Raw genomic sequence first — 19,868 nt, 5'->3', positions numbered from 1 at the left:
GGAGGGCAGCACCGAATGACCACCGCCAAGCGGGACACGTACACGCCCGAGACGCTGCTCTCCGTCGCCGTGCGGGTCTTCAACGAGCGCGGCTACGACGGCACCTCCATGGAGCACCTGTCCAAGGCGGCCGGTATCTCCAAGTCGTCGATCTACCACCACGTCACGGGCAAGGAGGAGCTGCTGCGCCGCGCCGTCAGCCGGGCGCTCGACGGCCTCTTCGGGATCCTCGACGAGGAGCACGCGCGCGTGGGCCACGCCGCCGACCGGCTGGAGTACGTCGTACGGCGCATGGTCGAGGTGCTCATAGCCGAGCTGCCCTATGTGACGTTGCTGCTGCGGGTGCGCGGCAACACCGAGACCGAGCGGTGGGCCCTGGAGCGGCGTCGCGACTTCGACCACCGGGTCGCCGATCTGCTGAAGGCGGCCGCCGCGGACGGTGAGGTGCGCGCCGACGTGGAGGTGCGGCTGGCCACCCGGCTCGTCTTCGGGATGATCAACTCGATCGTGGAGTGGTACCGGCCGGACGGGCGGGGCATGAACGAGCGCGAGGTCGCCGACACGGTGGTGCGGCTGGTCTTCGGGGGGCTGCGGCAGGAGGGCTGACGGCCGCCTGCGGCATGAGTACGCGAGCGGGCACTGAGTGAGCACGAGCGGCACCGGCATCGGCTATGGCGTGGCCTCCGGCTGACGGCCGGGACGCCCGGCTCACCCCTGTGGCTCCAGGTCCTCCTCCTCGAACACCAGCAGCGTGCGCGTGCTGAGCACCTCGGGGATCGCCTGGAGCCGGGTGAGGACCAGTTCGCGCAGCGCCCTGTTGTCGGACGTGTGCACCAGGAGCAGCACGTCGAAGTCGCCGCCGACCAGAGCGATGTGCGAGGCGCCCGGCAGCTGGGTGAGCTGCTCGCGCACCGTGCGCCAGGAGTTCTGGACGATCTTCAGGGTGATGTACGCGGATGTCCCCTGACCTGCGCCTTCGTGGTTGACGCGGGCACCGAAACCGCGGATGACGCCGTCCTCGATGAGGCGGTTGATGCGCGCGTAGGCGTTGGCGCGGGAGACATGGACCCGCTCGGCGACCGACCGTATCGACGCGCGGCCGTCCGCCTGGAGCATCTGGAGGATGTCCTGATCGATGGCGTCCAGCGGGCGTGGGGGCGGCAGGGGCGTGCCGTCACCCGGGCTTTCGGCCATTTGTTCAGGCGCCATGTCCCCCCACCTTCCTCCCGTGGACGTACTGCGTTCATTGGAGGCTGTGGAGAACCGTTTGTCCACAGCCTGAGGGGGCGTGTAGCCAAAATGTGCCGACGACCGAACAATCGGTAGGTGAGGCGCGTCACTGGAGCTGCGCCTCCCGTAGCCGCTCCCACGAGGAGGTGCCGTCATGACGGTCATGGAGCAGCGAGGCGCGTACCGGCCATCGCCGCCGCCCGCCTGGCAGCCCCGCATGGACCCCGCGCCGCTGCTGCCCGACGCGGAGCCGTACCGCGTCCTCGGCACCGAGGCCGCCGCGAAGGCCGACCCGGACCTGCTGCGCCGGCTGTACGCCGAGCTGGTGCGCGGCCGCCGGTACAACGCGCAGGCGACCGCGCTCACCAAGCAGGGCCGCCTCGCCGTCTACCCGTCCAGCACCGGCCAGGAGGCCTGTGAGGTCGCCGCCGCGCTGGCCCTTCAGGAGCGGGACTGGCTTTTCCCCAGCTACCGGGACACGCTCGCGGCCGTCGCCCGGGGTGTGGATCCCGTCGAGGCGCTCACCCTGCTGCGCGGCGACTGGCACACCGGTTACGACCCGTACGAGCACCGCGTGGCCCCCCTGTGCACGCCGCTCGCCACCCAGCTCCCGCACGCCGTCGGCCTCGCCCACGCCGCCCGCATCAAGGGTGACGACGTGGTCGCGCTCGCCATGGTCGGCGACGGCGGCTCCAGCGAGGGCGACTTCCACGAAGCGCTGAACTTCGCCGCCGTCTGGCAGGCGCCGGTCGTCTTCCTCGTCCAGAACAACGGCTTCGCCATCTCCGTCCCGCTCGCCAAGCAGACCGCGGCCCCGTCGCTGGCCCACAAGGCCGTCGGCTACGGCATGCCCGGCCGCCTGGTCGACGGCAACGACGCGGCCGCCGTGCACGAGGTGCTGAGCGACGCCGTCCGGCACGCGCGCGCGGGCGGCGGGCCGACGCTGATCGAGGCGATCACCTACCGCATCGACGCCCACACCAACGCCGACGACGCGACCCGCTACCGCGGCGACTCCGAGGTCGAGACCTGGCGCGGACACGACCCGATCGCGCTCCTGGAGCACGAGCTGACCGAGCGCGGCCTCATCGACGAGGCCGGCAAGCAGGCCGCGCGGGACGCCGCCGAGGCGATGGCCGCCGATCTGCGTGAGCGCATGAACCAGGACCCGGTGCTCGACCCGATGGACCTGTTCGCCCACGTGTACGCCGAGCCCACCCCGCAACTGCGCGAACAGCAGGCCCAGTTGCGGGCCGAGCTCGAAGCCGAGTCGGAAGGGTCGCACCGATGACCACCGTCGCCGTCAAGCCGGCCACCATGGCGCAGGCCCTCACGCGCGCGATGCGCGACGCCATGGCGGAGGACCCCACCGTGCACGTCATGGGTGAGGACGTCGGCACCCTCGGCGGTGTCTTCCGGGTCACCGACGGGCTCGCCAAGGAGTTCGGCGAGGACCGCTGTACGGACACGCCGCTGGCCGAGGCGGGGATCCTGGGCACGGCGGTGGGCATGGCCATGTACGGGCTGCGCCCGGTCGTGGAGATGCAGTTCGACGCCTTCGCCTACCCGGCGTTCGAGCAGCTCATCTCGCATGTCGCGCGCATGCGCAACCGCACGCGCGGCAAGATGCCGCTCCCGATCACCGTCCGCGTCCCCTACGGCGGTGGCATCGGGGGCGTCGAGCACCACAGCGACTCCTCCGAGGCGTACTACCTGGCGACTCCGGGGCTCCATGTCGTCACGCCCGCGACCGTCGCCGACGCCTACGGGCTGCTGCGCGCCGCCATCGCCTCCGACGACCCGGTGGTCTTCCTGGAGCCCAAGCGGCTGTACTGGTCGAAGGACTCCTGGAACCCGCAGGACCCGCAGAGCGTTGAACCGATCGGCCGCGCGGTGGTGCGGCGCTCGGGCCGGAGCGCCACGCTCATCACGTACGGACCGTCCGTGCCCGTCTGCCTCGAAGCCGCCGAGGCGGCGCGCGAGGAGGGGTGGGACCTGGAAGTCGTCGACCTGCGCTCGCTGGTGCCGTTCGACGACGAGACGGTCAGCGCCTCGGTACGGCGGACCGGACGAGCGGTCGTCGTGCACGAGTCGGGCGGGTTCGGCGGCCCGGGAGGGGAGATCGCGGCCCGGGTCACGGAGCGCTGCTTCCACCACCTGGAGGCGCCGGTGCTGCGCGTGGCCGGGTTCGACATCCCCTACCCGCCGCCGATGCTGGAGCGTCACCACCTGCCCGGCGTGGACCGGATCCTGGACGCCGTGGGGCGTCTGCAGTGGGAGGCCGAGAGCTGATGGCACAGGTGCTGGAGTTCAAGCTCCCCGACCTCGGGGAGGGGCTCACCGAGGCGGAGATCGTCCGCTGGCTGGTGGAGGTCGGTGACGTCGTCGCCGTCGACCAGCCGGTCGTCGAGGTCGAGACGGCCAAGGCGATGGTGGAGGTCCCCTGCCCCTACGGCGGCGTGGTCACGGCCCGCTTCGGCGAGGAGGGCACGGAGCTTCCCGTGGGGGCACCGCTGCTGACGGTGGCGGTGGGGGCGCCGGCCCCGGGCGGCGCGGTCGAGGGTTCGGGCCAGGGCGCGGCCGCGCCCGGCCGGGAGACCGAGGGGTCCGGGAACGTGCTGGTGGGCTACGGCACCTCCGAGGCTCCCTCACGGCGGCGCAGGGTACGGCCGGCGGCTCCGACGGCTCCGGCGGCTCCGGCGGCCTCGACGGCCTCGACGGCTCCGACGGCACCGGTGCGGCAGGAGCCGGCCTCTTCCGAGCCCTCCACCGCACCTGCCGACCCGAACCGGGCCGGGGCCCGCAACGGCAACCACGAGGGCCCGGTGCCGGTGATCTCCCCGCTCGTACGCCGCCTCGCCCGTGAGAACGGCCTGGACCTGCGGGAGCTGCACGGTTCCGGACCGGACGGGCTCATCCTTCGGGCGGACGTGGAGTACGCGCTGCGGGCCGCCTCCGCGCAGGGACGCGTGGCCGCGGCGCCCACGGCCACTCCGGCGCCTGCATCCGCGGTCACCCCGGCGACAGCTCCCGCTGCCCAGGCCAAGGCCGGCCCCAGCGGCATCCGCACGCCCCTCAAGGGCGTCCGCGGTGCCGTCGCGGACAAGCTCTCGCGCAGCCGGCGGGAGATCCCGGACGCGACCTGCTGGGTGGACGCCGACGCGACCGAACTCATGCGGGCGCGCACGGCGATGAACGCCGCGGGTGGGCCGAAGATCTCCCTCCTCGCCCTGCTGGCCCGCATCTGCACCGCCGCCCTGGCCCGGTTCCCCGAACTCAACTCCACGGTCGACATGGAGGCCAGGGAGGTCGTCCAGCTCGACCATGTGCACCTCGGGTTCGCCGCGCAGACCGAGCGGGGACTCGTCGTCCCGGTCGTGCGGGACGCGCACGCGCGGGACGCGGAGTCGCTGAGCGCCGAGTTCGCCCGGCTGACCGAGGCGGCCCGCGCGGGCCGCCTCACGCCCGCGGAACTCACCGGCGGCACCTTCACGTTGAACAACTACGGAGTCTTCGGCGTCGACGGCTCCACGCCGATCATCAACCACCCCGAGGCCGCGATGCTCGGCGTCGGCCGCATCATCCCCAAGCCCTGGGTGCACGAGGGCGAACTGGCGGTCCGGCAGGTCGTCGAGCTGTCGCTCACCTTCGATCACCGGGTCTGCGACGGCGGCACCGCGGGCGGCTTCCTGCGGTACGTGGCGGACTGCGTGGAACAGCCGGCGGTGCTGCTGCGCACCCTGTGACCGAACCGCCACGGCCTCCGGCTTCCCCCACCGCGTTCCCTGTGATCCTGGAGGCACGCATACTCGGGGGATGACCGCGTATCAACCGCCGGGCGCGCAGGATGCCACCGACGCCGGGCGCGACGTCGCGTACGACGCCGTCGTGCTCGCCGGTGGTGCCGCGCGGCGGCTCGGCGGCGCGGACAAGCCCGGGCTGCGCGTCGGCGGGCGGGCGCTGCTCGACCGGGTGCTCGCCGCCTGCGCCGACGCCGGCACCACCGTCGTCGTCGCCGACCCCCGGCCCACCGCACGGCCCGTGACCTGGGCGCGCGAGGACCCGCCCGGCGCCGGCCCGCTCGCCGCCCTGGACGCCGGGCTGCGGCACACCACGGCCGAGCGGGTCGTCGTCCTCTCCGCCGACCTGCCGTTCCTCGACGAGGGCACGGTCCGGCGGCTGCTGGCCGCCCTGCGCACGAGCGGCGCCGACGGCGCCCTGCTCACCGACGCCGACGGCCGCGACCAGCCCCTCGTCGCCGCGTACCGCGCGTCCGCGCTGCGCCGCGAACTGGCCGCGCTCAGCCGCGGACACGACGGCATCGCCGGCCCTCAGGGCGGTGGCCTCACCGGTCCTGGGGTCAGCGGCCTCACCGGCCTCCCCCTGCGCCGGCTGACCGGCGCGCTCGACCTCACCCGAGTCCCCGACCCCGTCGCGTCGTTCGACTGCGACACCTGGGACGACATCGCCACCGCCAGGGCACGCATCAGGGAGCATGGGCACGTGTTGGATGAATGGATTTCCGCAGTCAAGGACGAACTGGGCATCGACCTCGACGTCGACACCAAGGTACTGCTGGACCTCGCCCGCGACGCCGCCCACGGCGTGGCACGGCCCGCGGCTCCGCTGACCACCTTCCTCGTCGGCTACGCGGCGGCGCAGGCCAAGGGCGGTGAGGGAGGCCCCGAAGCCGTCGCCGAAGCATCCCGCAAGGCCGCCGCTCTCGCCCTGCGCTGGGCGGAAGAGGCCGCCGCCGCCCAGTCCGGCGCAGCACCCGCCGCAGCCTCCGACCCCGCACCCGCCGCCGCGTCCGACGCCACGCCCGACACCCGCCCGGACGCCGGATGACCGCCCGCGGCATCCAGGCGGACGAGGACGCCGAGGACCTCGACGTCGAGGAGGTGCTCGCCCTCGTGAACGAACACAACAGCCACCACACCCCCGGCGACCACGTGCCCGCCCCCACCCCGCACGCCCCCACCCCGCACTCCCCGGGCCCGCACGACCCGGACCGCCACCACAGGGCCACCCGCTGGCCCGAAGCCCGTGACATCGCCGCCCGCGCCGCCCTCCCTCCCACCCTCAAGGGCATGGGCGGCACCCCCACGACGACCGGGACCGCCCGACGCGCTCCCGTCTCCGTCCCCCTCGACGCCGCCCTCGGCCTCACCCTGGCCGCCCCCCTCGCCGCCCTCACCGACCTGCCCTCCTTCGACACCTCGGCGATGGACGGCTGGGCGGTCGCGGGCCCCGGCCCCTGGGCCGTACGGGACGAGGGTGTCCTGGCCGGGCACGCCGAGCCCGAACCGCTCACCGACGGCGAGGCCGTCCGCATCGCGACCGGCGCCCGCATCCCCCCGGACACCAACGCCGTCCTGCGCACCGAGCACGGGCGCTCGGACAGCCAGGGTCGGCTGCACGCCACCCGCGAGGTCCAGCCCGGTCAGGACATCCGTCCACGCGGCCAGGAGTGCCGCCACGGCGATCAACTGCTCGCCGTGGGCACGGTCGTGACTCCGGCCGTGCTCGGCCTCGCCGCGGCCGCCGGATACGACACCCTCACCGCCGTACCCCGCCCCCGTGTCGAAGTGCTGATCCTCGGCGACGAGTTGCTCACCGAAGGGCTCCCGCACGACGGGCTGATCCGAGACGCCCTCGGCCCGATGCTGCCGCCCTGGCTGCGCGCCCTGGGCGCCGAGGTCATCGCCGTACGCAGGCTCGGCGACGACGCCAAGGCCCTGCGCAAGGCCCTCACCGGCTCCGACGCCGACCTCGTCGTCACCACCGGCGGCACCGCGGCCGGCCCCGTCGACCACGTCCACCCCACGCTGCACCGCATCGGCGCCGAACTCCTCGTGGACGGCGTCAAGGTGCGCCCCGGCCACCCCATGCTGCTGGCACGCATCAAGGAGGAGCAGCACCTCGTCGGCCTGCCCGGCAATCCCCTCGCCGCCGTCTCCGGCCTGCTCACCCTCGCCGAGCCCCTGCTGCGCACGCTCGCCGCCCGGCCGGCCCCGGAGTCGTACACGCTGCCCCTGAAGGAGGCGGTGCACGGACATCCGTACGACACCCGGCTCATCCCCGTCGTGCTGCGCGGCGACCATGCCGTGCCGTTGCACTACCACGGTCCGGCCATGCTGCGGGGCATGGCGGCGGCCGACGCCGTCGCCGTCGTACCACCGGGCGGTGCTCGGGCGGGTCAGGAGACCGAACTGCTCGATCTTCCCTGGGCGAGCGCCGGCATCGAGGTGTGTTTCACGTGAAACTTCCGGGCCAGGACGCGATCGCCCGCCGGGCGGAGGAGAGGGTCGCGACCTATCGGGTGAAGCTTCCGAAGAAGATCATCGAGCATCCGTTCCGCCAGGTCGCCAAGCGGGTGTCGCTGGCGCTGATGCTGCTCGTTGTCACGGCTTTGATCGTCTACGCCGACCACGAGGGCTACAACGACAACTCGGACGGCTCCGTCGATCTCCTCGACGCCTTCTACTACGCGACCGTCACCCTCTCCACCACCGGATACGGCGACATCACCCCGGTCAGCGACGCTGCCCGGTTCACCAACATCTTCGTCATCACGCCCATGCGGGTGCTGTTCCTGATCATCCTGGTCGGCACCACCCTCGAGGTCCTCACCGAGCGGACCAGGGAGGAATGGCGTCTGAACCGCTGGAGGTCCACCTTGCGTGACCACACCGTCGTCGTCGGCTTCGGTACGAAGGGGCGTTCGGCGATCCAGACCGTCTGCGCGACGGGCCTGAGGAAGGACCAGGTCGTCGTGGTCGACCCGAGTTCGAAGGTGATCGACGCGGCGGTCGCGGACGGGTACGCCGGGGTCACGGGGGACGCGACACGCAGTGATGTCCTGAAGCGGGCCGAGGTGCACAAGGCGCGGAAGATCATCATCGCGACCCAGCGCGACGACACCGCCGTGCTGGTGACGCTGACGGCACGGCAGCTCAACCGCGGCGCGAAGATCGTGGCCGCGGTGCGCGAGGAGGAGAACGCCCCCCTGCTGAAGCAGTCCGGTGCCGACGCGGTCATCACCAGCGCCAGCGCCGCCGGCCGGCTGCTCGGACTCTCCGTGCTCAGCCCCGCCGCCGGCATGGTCCTGGAGGACCTGATCCAGCAGGGCAGCGGGCTGGACATCGTCGAACGGCCGGTCATAAGGGCCGAGGTGGGCAAGAGCCCGCGTCATACGGACGACCTCGTGATCAGCGTCGTCCGCGGGCACCGGGTGCTCGGCTACGACGATCCGGACGTCGGGACACTGGAGTTGACGGACCGGCTCATCACCATCGTGCGGGCGACTCCGGGCACACAGGTCGCACCCGATGAGCGGCGTCTGCCCCCGGGGATGAAGCGCATCTGACGCTCCCCGGGGGCCTTGTGGCGATCTGCCCGACTACTTGCGGTTGTACAGCCGCATCGTGATCGGCCCGAAGATCGCGACGAACAGCCCTGCCCAGCCCAGCGCCCAGGCGATCTCGGCGGCGGGCCAGTCGCCCGCCATGAGTCCGCGCACGGCCGAGGACAGATGGGTGATCGGGCTGTTGTTGACGAACGCCTGGAGCCAGCCGGGCATGGTCTTCGGGTCGACGAAGACGTTGGACAGGAAGGTGAGCGGGAAGATCACCATCATGCTGACGCCCATCACCGACTTCTCGGAGCGCAGCATCAGCCCGAACATCGTCCAGATCCACGAGAACGCGAACGAGAAGACGACCAGCAGCACGATCCCGGCGAGCACGCCGCCGACGCCGCCGTCCGGGCGGTAGCCCAGGATGATGCCGACGGTGAGCATCACCACGGACGCGATCGTGTAGCGCAGGGCGTCGCCCAGCAGATAGCCGACCATCGGCGACGGGCGCCAGATGGGCAGCGACCGGAAGCGGTCGAAGACGCCCTTCTCGATGTCGGTGTTCACCGAGACACCGGTGTACATCGTGATCATCACGACCGACATCACCAGGATGCCCGGCAACAGGAACTGGATGTACTCCTTCGGGGAGCCGGCCAGGGCGCCCCCGAACAGGTACGTGTACATCAGCACCATCATGATCGGGAACGCGGTGACGTCGAACAGCTGGTCCGGCACGTGCTTGATCTTGAGAATCGCCCGCCAGCCGAACGTCATGGAGGCCGACCAGGCGCTGGGCCGCGGCGGTCGTTCCCCGGAGACGAGCAGCGCGGCGAGCGACTCGGCGCTGACGGGGGCGAGTTCCTTGCTCTCGGTCTGCGTCGCGGTGCTCATGCCGCCACCTCGTCCTTGTCGTCCTTGGTCTCTTGGGTGTCGTGTCCGGTGAGGGCGAGGAAGACCTCGTCCAGGCTGGGCTGGCCCAGCGAGAAGGTGTCGACGGTGATGCCGGTGCGGGCCAGCTCGGCGAGCGCGCGGGCTGCCTGCTCCGCCGCGCCCTGTCCGTTGGTCGTGCCGGAGCCGACGCGGGCGGTGAGGGCCACGGGATCGGGTTCCAGCTGCACGTCCGCGTCCAGGGTCAGCCGCAGCACGCGCTCGGCGTCCGGCCGCTGTGCCGCGTCACGCAGCCGCAGATGCACGGAACCGGCGCCGACGGACGCCTTCAGCTCGCCCTTGGTCCCCTCGGCGATGACCTTGCCGTGGTCGATGACGGCGATCCGGGACGCCAACTGGTCGGCCTCGTCCAAATACTGCGTGGTCAGCAGCACGGTGGTGCCCTGCGCGACGACCGCGCGGACGATGTCCCACACCTGGTTGCGGCTGCGCGGGTCGAGGCCGGTCGTCGGCTCGTCGAGGAACAGCAGGTCGGGCGTGTTGAGGATGGAGGCGGCGATGTCGATACGGCGCCGCATGCCGCCGGAGTAGTTCTTGACCTGCTTCCCGGCGGCCTCCGTCAGCCCGAAGGCATCGAGGAGCTGCGCGGCACGCTCCCGCGCGGCGTGCTTGCCGTGTCCGAGGAGCCGGCCCAGCAGGACCAGGTTCTCGGTGCCGGTGAGGTCCTCGTCCACGGAGGCGTACTGGCCGGTGAGGCTCACCCGGCCGCGCACCTCGTCGGCCTCGCGGACTATGTCGTGGCCGAAGACATGGGCCTCGCCGCCGTCCGGTCGTAGCAGGGTGGCGAGCATCTTCACCGTGGTCGTCTTGCCCGCGCCGTTCGGGCCCAGGACGCCGTAGACCGTGCCGGCCGGAACCGCGAGGTCCACGCCGTCGACGGCCCGTGTCTCACCGAACGTCTTCACCAGGCCCGCGGTCTCGATGGCGAGACCGGACGTCGTCTGCGTGCTCATGCTTCGGGATCCTTCCGAGTGGCCTTCCACGTTCTTGGGCTACGCATGGGGAGACCTTTACAGTCGCGCAAACTCATCGCTGCCGCACAGGGATTCTTGAGCAGACCCGCCCAAGGACCGAGGGGCATGGGACCGGAGACCGACACAGAGGGACGGAGGCCGCGGGTGCTCCGACCGGAGAGGGAGGGCCGGGGCGCGTGAGCCGAGGGCTCCGACCGGAGTAGGGAGCCGGGGGCGAGAGCCGAGGAGTAGCGTCCGTCCCATGCATGCGATCACGATTCCCGAACCTGGTGGGCCCGAGGCGCTGGTGTGGGACGAGGTCCCCGATCCCGCGCCCGGCGAGGGCGAGGTACTGGTCGAGGTGGTGGCCGGGGCCGTCAACCGCGCCGACATCCTGCAACGGCAGGGCTTCTACGACCCGCCGCCCGGCACCTCCCCCTATCCCGGCCTGGAGTGCTCCGGCCGCATCGCCGAGATCGGCCCCGGCGTCGCCGGCTGGGCCGTCGGCGACGAGGTGTGCGCGCTGCTCGCGGGCGGCGGTTACGCCGAGAAGGTCGTCGTGCCGGCGGGGCAGCTGCTGCCGGTGCCCGAGGGCGTGAGCCTGACGCGGGCCGCCGCCCTGCCCGAGGTGGTCTGCACGGTCTGGTCGAACGTCTTCATGATTGCCCACCTCCGCCCCGGCGAGACCCTGCTCGTGCACGGCGGCTCCAGCGGCATCGGCACCATGGCGATCCAGCTCGCCAAGGCCGTCGGCGCCAAGGTCGCCGTGACGGCGGGGACTCAGCAGAAGCTCGATCGGTGCGCCGAGCTGGGCGCCGACATCCTGATCAACTACCGGGAGCAGGACTTCGTCGCCGAGGTCAAGAAGGCCACCGACGGGGCCGGGGCCGACGTCATCCTCGACAACATGGGCGCCAAGTACCTCGACCGCAACGTCCAGACCCTCGCCGTCAACGGCCGCCTCGCGATCATCGGCATGCAGGGCGGCGTCAAGGGCGAGCTCGACATCCGGGCGCTCCTGGCCAAGCGCGGCGCCATCAGCGCGACCTCGCTGCGCGCGCGTCCGCTCACCGAGAAGGCGGCGATCGTCGCGGCCGTACGCGAGCATGTGTGGCCCCTGCTGGACGGCGGCCACGTACGTCCGGTCGTCGACCGCGAGATCCCGATGAAGGACGCGGCCGAGGCGCACCGGGTGGTGGAGGAGAGCGGGCACATCGGGAAGGTGCTCCTCGTGACGCCCCAGGGCTCTGCCGCCTGAGCACCGTCCCTTCCACCGCCCGACCCGTTAACAACGCTCGTGATCAATACGCCTAGCCCCGCCGCAGCCGGAGACCGAGGAAGGCCAGACCCAGACCGAGCCCGATGAGCACCAGTCCGCTGCCGAGGGGCAGGACCTCCAGTACGGGCTCGGTGGGTCCCTCGGCGTGCGGGACGGGCTGCCGCCCGGACCGGCTCGGCGGGGCGGAGGGCGCCATGGAGGCGTCCCGGGCGGTGTCACCGGCGGCCTCCGAGTCCTCGAACGCGCTTCCGCCGTCGTCCTCACCCTCCGCCTGCGGCAAGGTCGCGCCGTCGCCGTCGCCGTCGCCGTCCTCGCCGGGTTCGTTCCTCTCGCGGCCGTCAGGCTCGTCCGCCGCCGCTTGCTCGTGCTCCAGCGGTCCCTTCTCCCGCCCGGGCCGCTCCCGCCCCTCACCCGCGCGGCTGCCGGCCCGGGAAGGCTTGCCGGAAGGGGCGGGAGGGGAGGTGGCGGGGCCGTGAGCGGGAGAGGCGGACGACGCCTTCGACTCCCGGGACTCCGGGCCCTCACCGGCCGAGCCGGACGCGCTGGACGGAATGGGCTCCTCGGCCGTGGCGGTGGGGACGGACTGGGCCTCGGACACGTCCGAGGCGGCGGGAGAAGGCCGGGCCTGGGCTGCGGAGCCGGCGGCGTCCTCGGCCGCCTCCTCCCCGGGGGAACCCGTGGGCGATCCCGAAGGCGCGGAGAGCGCCCGTGACGCGGCGGTGGACCCGGAGGAAGCGGAAGAACCGGGCGAACCGGACGAGTCCCCGAGCGCGGCCGCACCCCGCGGGTCATCGATGCCGTACGACGCCCCGGCCCCGCACACTCCCACCATCAGCCCCGCCACCAGCCCGACCAGCACCCCCGCCGCCCGCGGAGCCCGCCGCACCCCCGATCGCGCCCCGCGTCCGGCCGCGGCGCACGGGCCACCGGAAGCGGCTCGCGGCCGCTCCTGCCTCACTCCCAGCGATGGAGTCATGGAGCAAGCCTCACAGCCACCCATGAACCCGGCATTCCGGACTCCGCCACCCGACCGAATCCGGCGCACGACCGGAGGGCGGGCACACCGTCCGGACGGGCCGGATCCGCCGAGGCGTGACGGAAAGTCCCGTACCGTAAACGGTGGATCTTGCCCCGGCGGGGGCACCACGATGATGAGCTGTACGGGTGCGAGAGAATGGCGGCATGGAGATGCCGAGGAACGACAGGCCGTCCGAGAACCCCCAGATCCTGGTCGTGGGCCAGGACGGGATGGCGCTCACCGGCGGCAACGGAGACGAGGACTCCCGCGAGGTCCCGGTGACGGAGATGGTCGAGCAGCCGGCGAAGGTCATGCGGATCGGCAGCATGATCAAGCAGCTGCTCGAAGAAGTGCGCGCCGCTCCCCTGGACGAGGCGAGCCGGGTCCGGCTGAAGGAGATCCATGCCAGCTCGGTGAAGGAGCTGGAGGACGGTCTGGCACCGGAGCTCGTCGAGGAGCTGGAGCGGCTTTCCCTGCCGTTCACGGACGAGGGAACCCCGAGCGACGCGGAACTGCGCATCGCGCAGGCCCAGTTGGTCGGCTGGCTGGAGGGCCTCTTCCACGGCATCCAGACCACGCTCTTCGCCCAGCAGATGGCCGCCCGCGCCCAGCTGGAGCAGATGCGCCGCGCCCTCCCGCCGGGAGTCGGCGGCCACGAGGACGGCGAACACCGCCAGGCCGGCCGCTCGGGCGGGCCTTACCTGTAATCACCGCCCCCGGACAGGGGAAGGGCCCGGCAGCCGACGCTGCCGGGCCCTTTCATGTCGCGCACGTCTCATGGCCACGCACGTCTCATGGCCACGCACGTCTCATGTCGCGCACGTCGCGGACGTCACTCCGGATTGCCCGTGGAGACCTCGAACGTCATCTTCGGCGGGTTGTCCGGGTCGAAGTTCGTGGGCGGCTTGGGCGACTGCGCCATCACGGTGCCCTGACCGTACGTGTTCTCGTTCTTGTCGACCTTCTCGTAGTCCCACCCGGCGGCCTTCAGGCACGCCTCGACCGACGGCCAGTACCTGAACGTGAAGTCCGGCATCGCCACCTGATCGGGGTCGGTGTACGACTCGGACGGCTCGGTGCACTCGGTCGTCTCGACCGTCTTCGAGCTGTCCCCCTCGCGGTACCCCGGCGCCTTCGACACCGCGGCCGTCGCGGTCGAGCCGCCGCCGTTGCCCCCTTCCTCGGGGCCGCCGCCCTTCAGTGCCAGCGCCACGATCAGGCCGCCCACCGCGACGATGGACACGATGATCGAGCCGATGACGACGGGCCGGTTGTTCCTGCCCCCGCCCGAAGTGCCCTGCGGCTGCGGGGAGACGGCGTACGGCGGCGGGGTCGCGTGGCCCGGCTGCGGGGAGTACGAGGCCGGTGGCGGCGTCTGGTAGCCGGGCTGCTGCGGGTAGCCGTAGGCCGGCGAGGGCATCGACGGGGGCGGGGTGCCGTACGGGTTCGGGGCCGGGGTCGGGTGCGGCTGGTACGGCGTCTGGACGGGGCCCGAGGACGGGGGCGCCTGGCCGACCGGCGGGAACACCGCGGCGCCGACGCCCTGGCCGCTCTGCGCCTGCGCACCCGGCACGATGCTCGGCGGGGCCGCCTGGAAGGACGCGGCCACGCGCAGACACTCGTCGCGCATGGCCTCGGCGCTCGGGAAGCGCTCGTTCGGATTCTTCTTCAGCGCGCGGGCGACCAGCGCGTCCACGGCCGGCGGCAGGGCGCGGTTGATCGAGGACGGAGCAACCGGCTCCTCCTGCACATGCGCGTACGCGATCGCCAGCGGCGAGTCCGCCTCGAACGGCAGCCGCCCGGTGACCAGTTGGAACAGCATGATGCCGACCGAGTACAGGTCGGAGCGGGCGTCCACGGCCCGGCCCAGCGCCTGCTCCGGCGAGAGGTACTGCGGGGTGCCGACCACCATGCCGGTCTGTGTCATGGACGTCACACCGGACTGCATGGCCCGCGCGATGCCGAAGTCCATCACCTTGACGACGCCGCGCTTGGTCAGCATCACGTTGCCCGGCTTGATGTCCCGGTGGACCAGCCCCATCTCGTGGCTGATCTCCAGCGCCGCGAGCACGTCCGCGGTGATCTTCAGCGCCTTGTCGGCGGGCACCGCGCCCAACTGCCGTACGTCCTCGTCGAAAACCGAGCTGAGCGGCCGGCCCTCGATGTACTCCATGACGATGTACGGCGTCGTCATGTCGTCGAGGACGTCCTCGCCGGTGTCGAAGACGGAGACGATGTTGGTGTGCGTGAGCTTCGCCACGGACTGGGCCTCGCGACGGAAGCGTTCGCGGAACGCCTGCTCGCGGCCGAGCTCGGTGTGCAGCGTCTTGACCGCGACCTGCCGGTCGAGCACGGAGTCGTACGCGAGATGCACCGAGGCCATGCCGCCCTCGCCGAGCAAGTCGCGCAGCTGATAGCGGCCGCCGGCCAGTGCCCGCCCCGCGTACCGGCCCTGCGCGCCGTCCTGGCTCATGTTCTGCGTCCCCCGTAGCCTCTCGGGCGCCTGCGATCGCTGTGGATCGGGTGATCCGAGTGATCCAATGTGCTATTCCCGGCCAAGTCTGCCCCACGGCACTGACAGGTCAAGCACGGTGCCCGTTCCGTGACCGTACGCGAAAGAAGCGCCGCGGAAGCGTTACCGGGGCAGTACCGCCAGTACACAGAATTTGCACGAGCGGACGGGGTACCGGTTGGATGGCCGGTCCGTCTCCTTCCGGTTGGGGCGACCATCTCGGACCGACGGCTTGCGCGGAGGCTGTAGCGTGGCCGACGGAGACCGTAACAACACCGCGCGCACCGCGGGCAGAAACGACGGCGAGGACCGATGGCACAGCAGCAGCGCGCTCAGGGCCCGTCCGACCCCGAGGCGGCTGGCGGCGGTATGTCAGACGCGCCGGAAATGTGGGGTAATGGCGGGCTTGTCGGGGACGGCCGTTATCGGCTGACACGCAGACTCGGCCGGGGCGGCATGGCCGAGGTGTTCGCGGCCGAGGACGTGCGCCTCGGACGCACCGTGGCGGTCAAGCTGCTCCGCTCCGACCTCGCCGAGGACCCGGTGTCCAAGGCCCGCTTCACGCGCGAGGCCCAGTCGGTGGCCGGCCTCAACCACCACGCGATCGTCGCCGTGTACGACTCCGGCGAGGACCACGTGAACGGCCAGTCGGTGCCGTACATCGTCATGGAGATCGTCGAGGGCCGCACGATCCGCGACCTCCTGATCAACGCCGAGGCACCCGGCCCCGAGCAGGCCCTGATCATCGTCTCCGGCGTCCTGGAGGCGCTCGCCTACTCGCACCAGCACGGCATCGTGCACCGCGACATCAAGCCGGCCAACGTCATCATCACCAACAACGGCGCCGTGAAGGTGATGGACTTCGGCATCGCCCGCGCCCTGCACGGCGCGCAGTCGACGATGACGCAGACCGGCATGGTCATGGGCACGCCCCAGTACCTGTCGCCGGAGCAGGCGCTCGGCAAGGCGGTCGACCACCGCTCCGACCTGTACGCCACGGGCTGTCTGCTCTACGAACTCCTCGCGCTGCGCCCGCCGTTCACCGGCGAGACCCCGCTGTCGGTGGTCTACCAGCACGTCCAGGACATCCCGACCCCGCCGTCCGAGGTCTCCGACGCCGCGCCGCCGGAGCTCGACGGGCTGGTCATGCGCTCGCTCGCCAAGGAGCCGGACGACCGGTTCCAGACGGCCGAGGAGATGCGCGGCCTCGTCCAGTACGGCCTGCAGATGCTGTACGACCAGGGCGGCCACACCGGCACCTGGAACACCGGTCCGGTGACGATGCACGAGGGCCGGAACACCCCGGCGGCGGGCTTCGCCCACACGGCCGTCATGGGGCACCCGGGTGACTCCGGCTCCGGTACGACGCAGATCCCGCAGCCGATCCTGCCCTCCGGGTACGGCGGCGGGGACGACACCGGTTTCGAGGGGCACGGCAACAAGGGCAGCGGCCGCGGCAAGCTGTGGATCCTGGCCGTCCTCGCGGTGATCGCGATCGCGGCGGGTGTCGCGCTGGCGCTGAACAAGAACAACGGGAACGACCCCGGCAAGGGGACCACGCAGTCGCCGACCGTCTCGCAGACCGACGACAAGGACAAGGCCACCGAGGACCCGACCGACGAGGCGACCCAGGACCCGACCGACGAGTACACCGACGACGGCAGCGACACGGGCACCGGACCGGAGTACACGCCGACGGACCCGCCCTCGTACACGCCGTCGGAGCCCGTGACGCAGGATCCGACCGGCGAGCCGACGCAGGAGCCGACCACGGCCGAGCCGACGCAGGAGCCGACGACCCCCGAGCCGACGCAGGAGCCGACGGCGCCGACGACCCTGCCGACGGCTCCGACGGGCGACGGCACCTGACCCCGTCGGCGCTGTCCCGCCGAGCACATCCCCACGCGCGCGTGTGGCCCGAAACGGGCTCCACGCGCGCGTGTCATATGTGCACACCGTGACCGGATGGCCGGAAACGCGTACCCCCGTCGGTCGCCCTCGTGGCCTCTTCGGGCCCCCCGTCGCCGTCCTCCGCCGTGAAGTCGCTCCCGGCGACTCTTCCCGTGACCTGGGTCACCGATATAACGTGCCGTTGTTCCGGCCCCCTGCAAGGCTGTGACCAGGACTTGTTCCGGACTTTCGCGATTTACTTGGATTTCCAAGCAAAAACGCAGGTCAGGAGGGGTTTCACAGAGATGTGGAGCACTGGGTAACGTGCCTGTTGCAGGGCGCTCGCCGGGGCACCTGTCACGCCTGTCCCCCAACGAGCCGCACCCACCCTGTGCGTCCGTAGGGCTTCAGGTGAGCCGCTCCCCCAGGCTCTGAACGAGCTGGGGGACCCCCAGGCCCCCGGCGAACCCGGGTAGCCGGACCGACGGAGGAGCACACGTGACCGTGGAGAGCACTGCCGCGCGAAAGCCGCGACGCAGCGCCGGTACCAAGAGCACGGCCGGCAAGCGCGCGACCGCAAGGAAATCGCCGGGCACCGACCCCGAACTCGTCCAGTTGCTGACGCCCGAGGGCAAGCGCGTCAAGAACGCGGAGTTCGACAAGTACGTCGCCGGCATCACCCCCGACGAGCTCCGCGGTCTCTACCGCGACATGGTGCTCACCCGCCGCTTCGACGCCGAGGCCACCTCCCTGCAGCGCCAGGGCGAGCTGGGCCTGTGGGCGTCGCTGCTCGGCCAGGAGGCCGCCCAGATCGGCTCCGGCCGGGCCACCCGCGAGGACGACTACGTCTTCCCCACCTACCGCGAGCACGGCGTCGCCTGGTGCCGCGGGGTGGACCCGACCAACCTGCTCGGCATGTTCCGCGGCGTGAACAACGGCGGCTGGGACCCGAACAGCAACAACTTCCAGCTCTACACGATCGTCATCGGCTCCCAGACGCTGCACGCCACCGGCTACGCGATGGGCGTCGCCAAGGACGGCGCGGACAGCGCGGTGATCGCCTACTTCGGCGACGGCGCCTCCAGCCAGGGCGACGTGGCGGAGTCCTTCACGTTCTCCGCGGTCTACAACGCCCCGGTGGTGTTCTTCTGCCAGAACAACCAGTGGGCGATCTCCGAGCCGACCGAGAAGCAGACCCGCGTGCCGCTCTACCAGCGCGCGCAGGGCTTCGGCTTCCCGGGCATCCGGGTCGACGGCAACGACGTCCTGGCGTGCCTCGCCGTGACGAAGTGGGCGCTGGAGCGCGCCCGCGGCGGCGAGGGACCGACGCTGGTCGAGGCGTACACGTACCGCATGGGCGCCCACACCACCTCCGACGACCCCACCCGGTACCGGGGCGACGAGGAGCGCCTGGCCTGGGAGGCGAAGGACCCGATCCTGCGCCTTCGCCGCTATCTGGAGGCTTCAAACCACGCGGACGAGGGATTCTTCGCGGAACTGGAGCGCGAGAGCGAGGCGTTGGGCAAACGAGTGCGCGAGGCGGTCCGCGCCATGCCGGACCCGGACCACTTCGCCATCTTCGAGAACGTGTACGCGGACGGGCACGCGCTCGTCGACGAGGAGCGCGCCCAGTTCGCCGCCTACCAGGCGTCGTTCGCGGACGTAGAGGGGGGCAACTGAGATGGCGGAGACTGTGACGTCCAAGAGCATGGCGCTCGCCAAGGCGATCAACGAGTCGCTGCGCCGTGCCCTGGACTCCGACCCCAAGGTCCTGATCATGGGCGAGGACGTCGGCAAGCTCGGCGGCGTCTTCCGGGTGACGGACGGCCTGCAGAAGGACTTCGGCGAGAGCCGCGTCATCGACACCCCGCTCGCGGAGTCGGGCATCGTCGGCACGGCGATCGGCCTGGCCCTGCGCGGCTACCGCCCGGTCGTGGAGATCCAGTTCGACGGCTTCGTCTTCCCGGCGTACGACCAGATCGTCACACAGCTCGCGAAGATGCACGCCCGCTCCCTGGGCAAGGTCAAGCTCCCGGTCGTCGTCCGCATCCCGTACGGCGGCGGCATCGGCGCGGTGGAGCACCACTCAGAGTCCCCCGAGGCGCTGTTCGCGCACGTGGCCGGCCTGAAGATCGTCAGCCCCTCCAACGCGTCGGACGCGTACTGGATGATGCAGCAGGCCATCCAGAGCGACGACCCGGTGATCTTCTTCGAGCCCAAGCGTCGCTACTGGGACAAGGGCGAGGTCAACACCGAGGCGATCCCGGGCCCGCTGCACAAGGCGAAGGTCGTCCGCGAGGGCACGGACCTCACGCTGGCCGCGTACGGCCCGATGGTGAAGCTCTGCCAGGAGGTCGCCGACGCGGCCGCCGAGGAGGGCAGGAACCTGGAGGTCCTGGACCTGCGCTCGGTCTCCCCGCTCGACTTCGACTCGATCCAGGCGTCCGTGGAGAAGACCCGCCGCCTGGTCGTGGTGCACGAGGCACCGGTGTTCTTCGGCTCGGGCGCGGAGATCGCCGCCCGGATCACGGAGCGGTGCTTCTACCACCTGGAGGCCCCGGTGCTGCGGGTGGGCGGCTACCACGCCCCGTATCCGCCGGCCCGCCTGGAGGAGGAGTACCTGCCGGGCCTGGACCGGGTACTCGACGCCGTCGACCGTGCCCTGGCGTACTGAGGAG

17 protein-coding genes are annotated in these 19,868 nt (G+C 71.7%); 12 read left to right on the top strand and 5 right to left on the bottom strand.

All coding sequences use genetic code 11. From position 1 onward, the window contains the following. The first annotated feature begins 15 nt into the window (after positions 1-15). The gene (locus tag ABZ078_RS30160; protein WP_356580428.1) at positions 16-606 is read left to right on the top strand and encodes a TetR/AcrR family transcriptional regulator; all 591 of its coding nucleotides are present in this window, start codon (positions 16-18) and stop codon (positions 604-606) included. 102 nt (positions 607-708) lie between these two features. Here the strand turns inward: ABZ078_RS30160 and ABZ078_RS30155 are convergent, their stop codons facing one another. Continuing rightward, a complete protein-coding gene (locus tag ABZ078_RS30155) occupies positions 709-1,194 on the bottom strand; it encodes an Lrp/AsnC family transcriptional regulator (protein ID WP_356580461.1) in 486 nt (161 codons plus the stop codon). A gap of 190 nt (positions 1,195-1,384) precedes the next feature. Between ABZ078_RS30155 and pdhA (ABZ078_RS30150) the strand changes: the two genes are divergently transcribed. From pdhA (ABZ078_RS30150) to ABZ078_RS30125, 6 genes are all read left to right on the top strand, one after another. After that, positions 1,385-2,521 carry a pyruvate dehydrogenase (acetyl-transferring) E1 component subunit alpha gene (pdhA, locus tag ABZ078_RS30150; RefSeq protein ID WP_356580426.1) on the top strand — a complete coding sequence of 379 codons (1,137 nt, stop codon included), beginning with the start codon at positions 1,385-1,387 and terminating at the stop codon, positions 2,519-2,521. Then, positions 2,518-3,522, top strand: coding sequence for an alpha-ketoacid dehydrogenase subunit beta (locus ABZ078_RS30145; RefSeq protein ID WP_356580424.1), 1,005 nt, complete (start codon positions 2,518-2,520; stop codon positions 3,520-3,522). The genes pdhA (ABZ078_RS30150) and ABZ078_RS30145 overlap by 4 nt, the downstream gene beginning before the upstream one ends. After that, complete coding sequence (locus tag ABZ078_RS30140) at positions 3,522-4,976, top strand: dihydrolipoamide acetyltransferase family protein (RefSeq protein WP_356580422.1); 1,455 nt, start codon at positions 3,522-3,524, stop codon at positions 4,974-4,976. The genes ABZ078_RS30145 and ABZ078_RS30140 overlap by 1 nt, the downstream gene beginning before the upstream one ends. 70 nt (positions 4,977-5,046) lie before the next feature. Next, positions 5,047-6,078, top strand: a complete 1,032-nt coding sequence (locus ABZ078_RS30135; protein ID WP_356580420.1) for an NTP transferase domain-containing protein — start codon at positions 5,047-5,049, stop codon at positions 6,076-6,078. Next, positions 6,075-7,493, top strand: a complete 1,419-nt coding sequence (locus ABZ078_RS30130) for a molybdopterin molybdotransferase MoeA (protein WP_356580418.1) — start codon at positions 6,075-6,077, stop codon at positions 7,491-7,493. The genes ABZ078_RS30135 and ABZ078_RS30130 overlap by 4 nt, the downstream gene beginning before the upstream one ends. Continuing rightward, positions 7,490-8,599, top strand: coding sequence for a potassium channel family protein (locus tag ABZ078_RS30125; protein ID WP_356580416.1), 1,110 nt, complete (start codon positions 7,490-7,492; stop codon positions 8,597-8,599). Before ABZ078_RS30130 ends, ABZ078_RS30125 begins: the two co-directional genes overlap by 4 nt. A gap of 33 nt (positions 8,600-8,632) precedes the next feature. Here the strand turns inward: ABZ078_RS30125 and ABZ078_RS30120 are convergent, their stop codons facing one another. Beyond that, positions 8,633-9,481 carry an ABC transporter permease gene (locus ABZ078_RS30120; protein WP_356580415.1) on the bottom strand — a complete coding sequence of 283 codons (849 nt, stop codon included), beginning with the start codon at positions 9,479-9,481 and terminating at the stop codon, positions 8,633-8,635. After that, positions 9,478-10,491 (bottom strand): ATP-binding cassette domain-containing protein, encoded by a 1,014-nt coding sequence (locus ABZ078_RS30115; RefSeq protein WP_356580413.1) that lies wholly within the window; start codon positions 10,489-10,491, stop codon positions 9,478-9,480. The genes ABZ078_RS30120 and ABZ078_RS30115 overlap by 4 nt, the downstream gene beginning before the upstream one ends. A 262-nt stretch (positions 10,492-10,753) precedes the next feature. Here ABZ078_RS30115 and ABZ078_RS30110 point away from each other — a divergent pair, with 262 nt between their 5' ends. Further along, on the top strand, positions 10,754-11,749 hold the full coding sequence (locus ABZ078_RS30110) for an NAD(P)H-quinone oxidoreductase (protein WP_356580411.1): 996 nt from the start codon (positions 10,754-10,756) through the stop codon (positions 11,747-11,749). A gap of 52 nt (positions 11,750-11,801) precedes the next feature. Here the strand turns inward: ABZ078_RS30110 and ABZ078_RS30105 are convergent, their stop codons facing one another. After that, positions 11,802-12,746 (bottom strand): hypothetical protein, encoded by a 945-nt coding sequence (locus ABZ078_RS30105; protein ID WP_356580409.1) that lies wholly within the window; start codon positions 12,744-12,746, stop codon positions 11,802-11,804. A 206-nt stretch (positions 12,747-12,952) separates the two neighbouring features. Here ABZ078_RS30105 and ABZ078_RS30100 point away from each other — a divergent pair, with 206 nt between their 5' ends. After that, entirely contained in the window at positions 12,953-13,495 is a 543-nt protein-coding gene (locus tag ABZ078_RS30100) for a bacterial proteasome activator family protein (RefSeq protein ID WP_356580407.1), read from the top strand. Between the two features lie 125 nt (positions 13,496-13,620). Here ABZ078_RS30100 and ABZ078_RS30095 read toward each other — a convergent pair whose 3' ends face one another. Continuing rightward, on the bottom strand, positions 13,621-15,261 hold the full coding sequence (locus tag ABZ078_RS30095) for a protein kinase (RefSeq protein ID WP_356580406.1): 1,641 nt from the start codon (positions 15,259-15,261) through the stop codon (positions 13,621-13,623). Between the two features lie 351 nt (positions 15,262-15,612). Between ABZ078_RS30095 and ABZ078_RS30090 the strand changes: the two genes are divergently transcribed. The 3 genes from ABZ078_RS30090 to ABZ078_RS30080 all read left to right on the top strand — a co-directional run bounded on the left by ABZ078_RS30090 (position 15,613) and on the right by ABZ078_RS30080 (position 19,864). Next, complete coding sequence (locus ABZ078_RS30090) at positions 15,613-17,169, top strand: protein kinase (RefSeq protein ID WP_356580404.1); 1,557 nt, start codon at positions 15,613-15,615, stop codon at positions 17,167-17,169. A 519-nt stretch (positions 17,170-17,688) separates the two neighbouring features. After that, positions 17,689-18,870, top strand: coding sequence for a pyruvate dehydrogenase (acetyl-transferring) E1 component subunit alpha (gene pdhA / locus ABZ078_RS30085; protein ID WP_356580402.1), 1,182 nt, complete (start codon positions 17,689-17,691; stop codon positions 18,868-18,870). 1 nt (position 18,871) lies between these two features. Continuing rightward, positions 18,872-19,864 (top strand): alpha-ketoacid dehydrogenase subunit beta, encoded by a 993-nt coding sequence (locus ABZ078_RS30080; RefSeq protein ID WP_356580400.1) that lies wholly within the window; start codon positions 18,872-18,874, stop codon positions 19,862-19,864. The last annotated feature ends 4 nt before the right edge of the window (positions 19,865-19,868 follow it).

It is taken from the genome of Streptomyces sp. NPDC006385, assembly GCF_040612485.1.
In the GTDB taxonomy this organism is placed as follows: Bacteria; Actinomycetota; Actinomycetes; order Streptomycetales; family Streptomycetaceae; genus Streptomyces.
The sequence above is the reverse complement of the archived record's forward strand: the minus strand, read 5'-3'. Positions and strand labels throughout refer to the sequence as shown.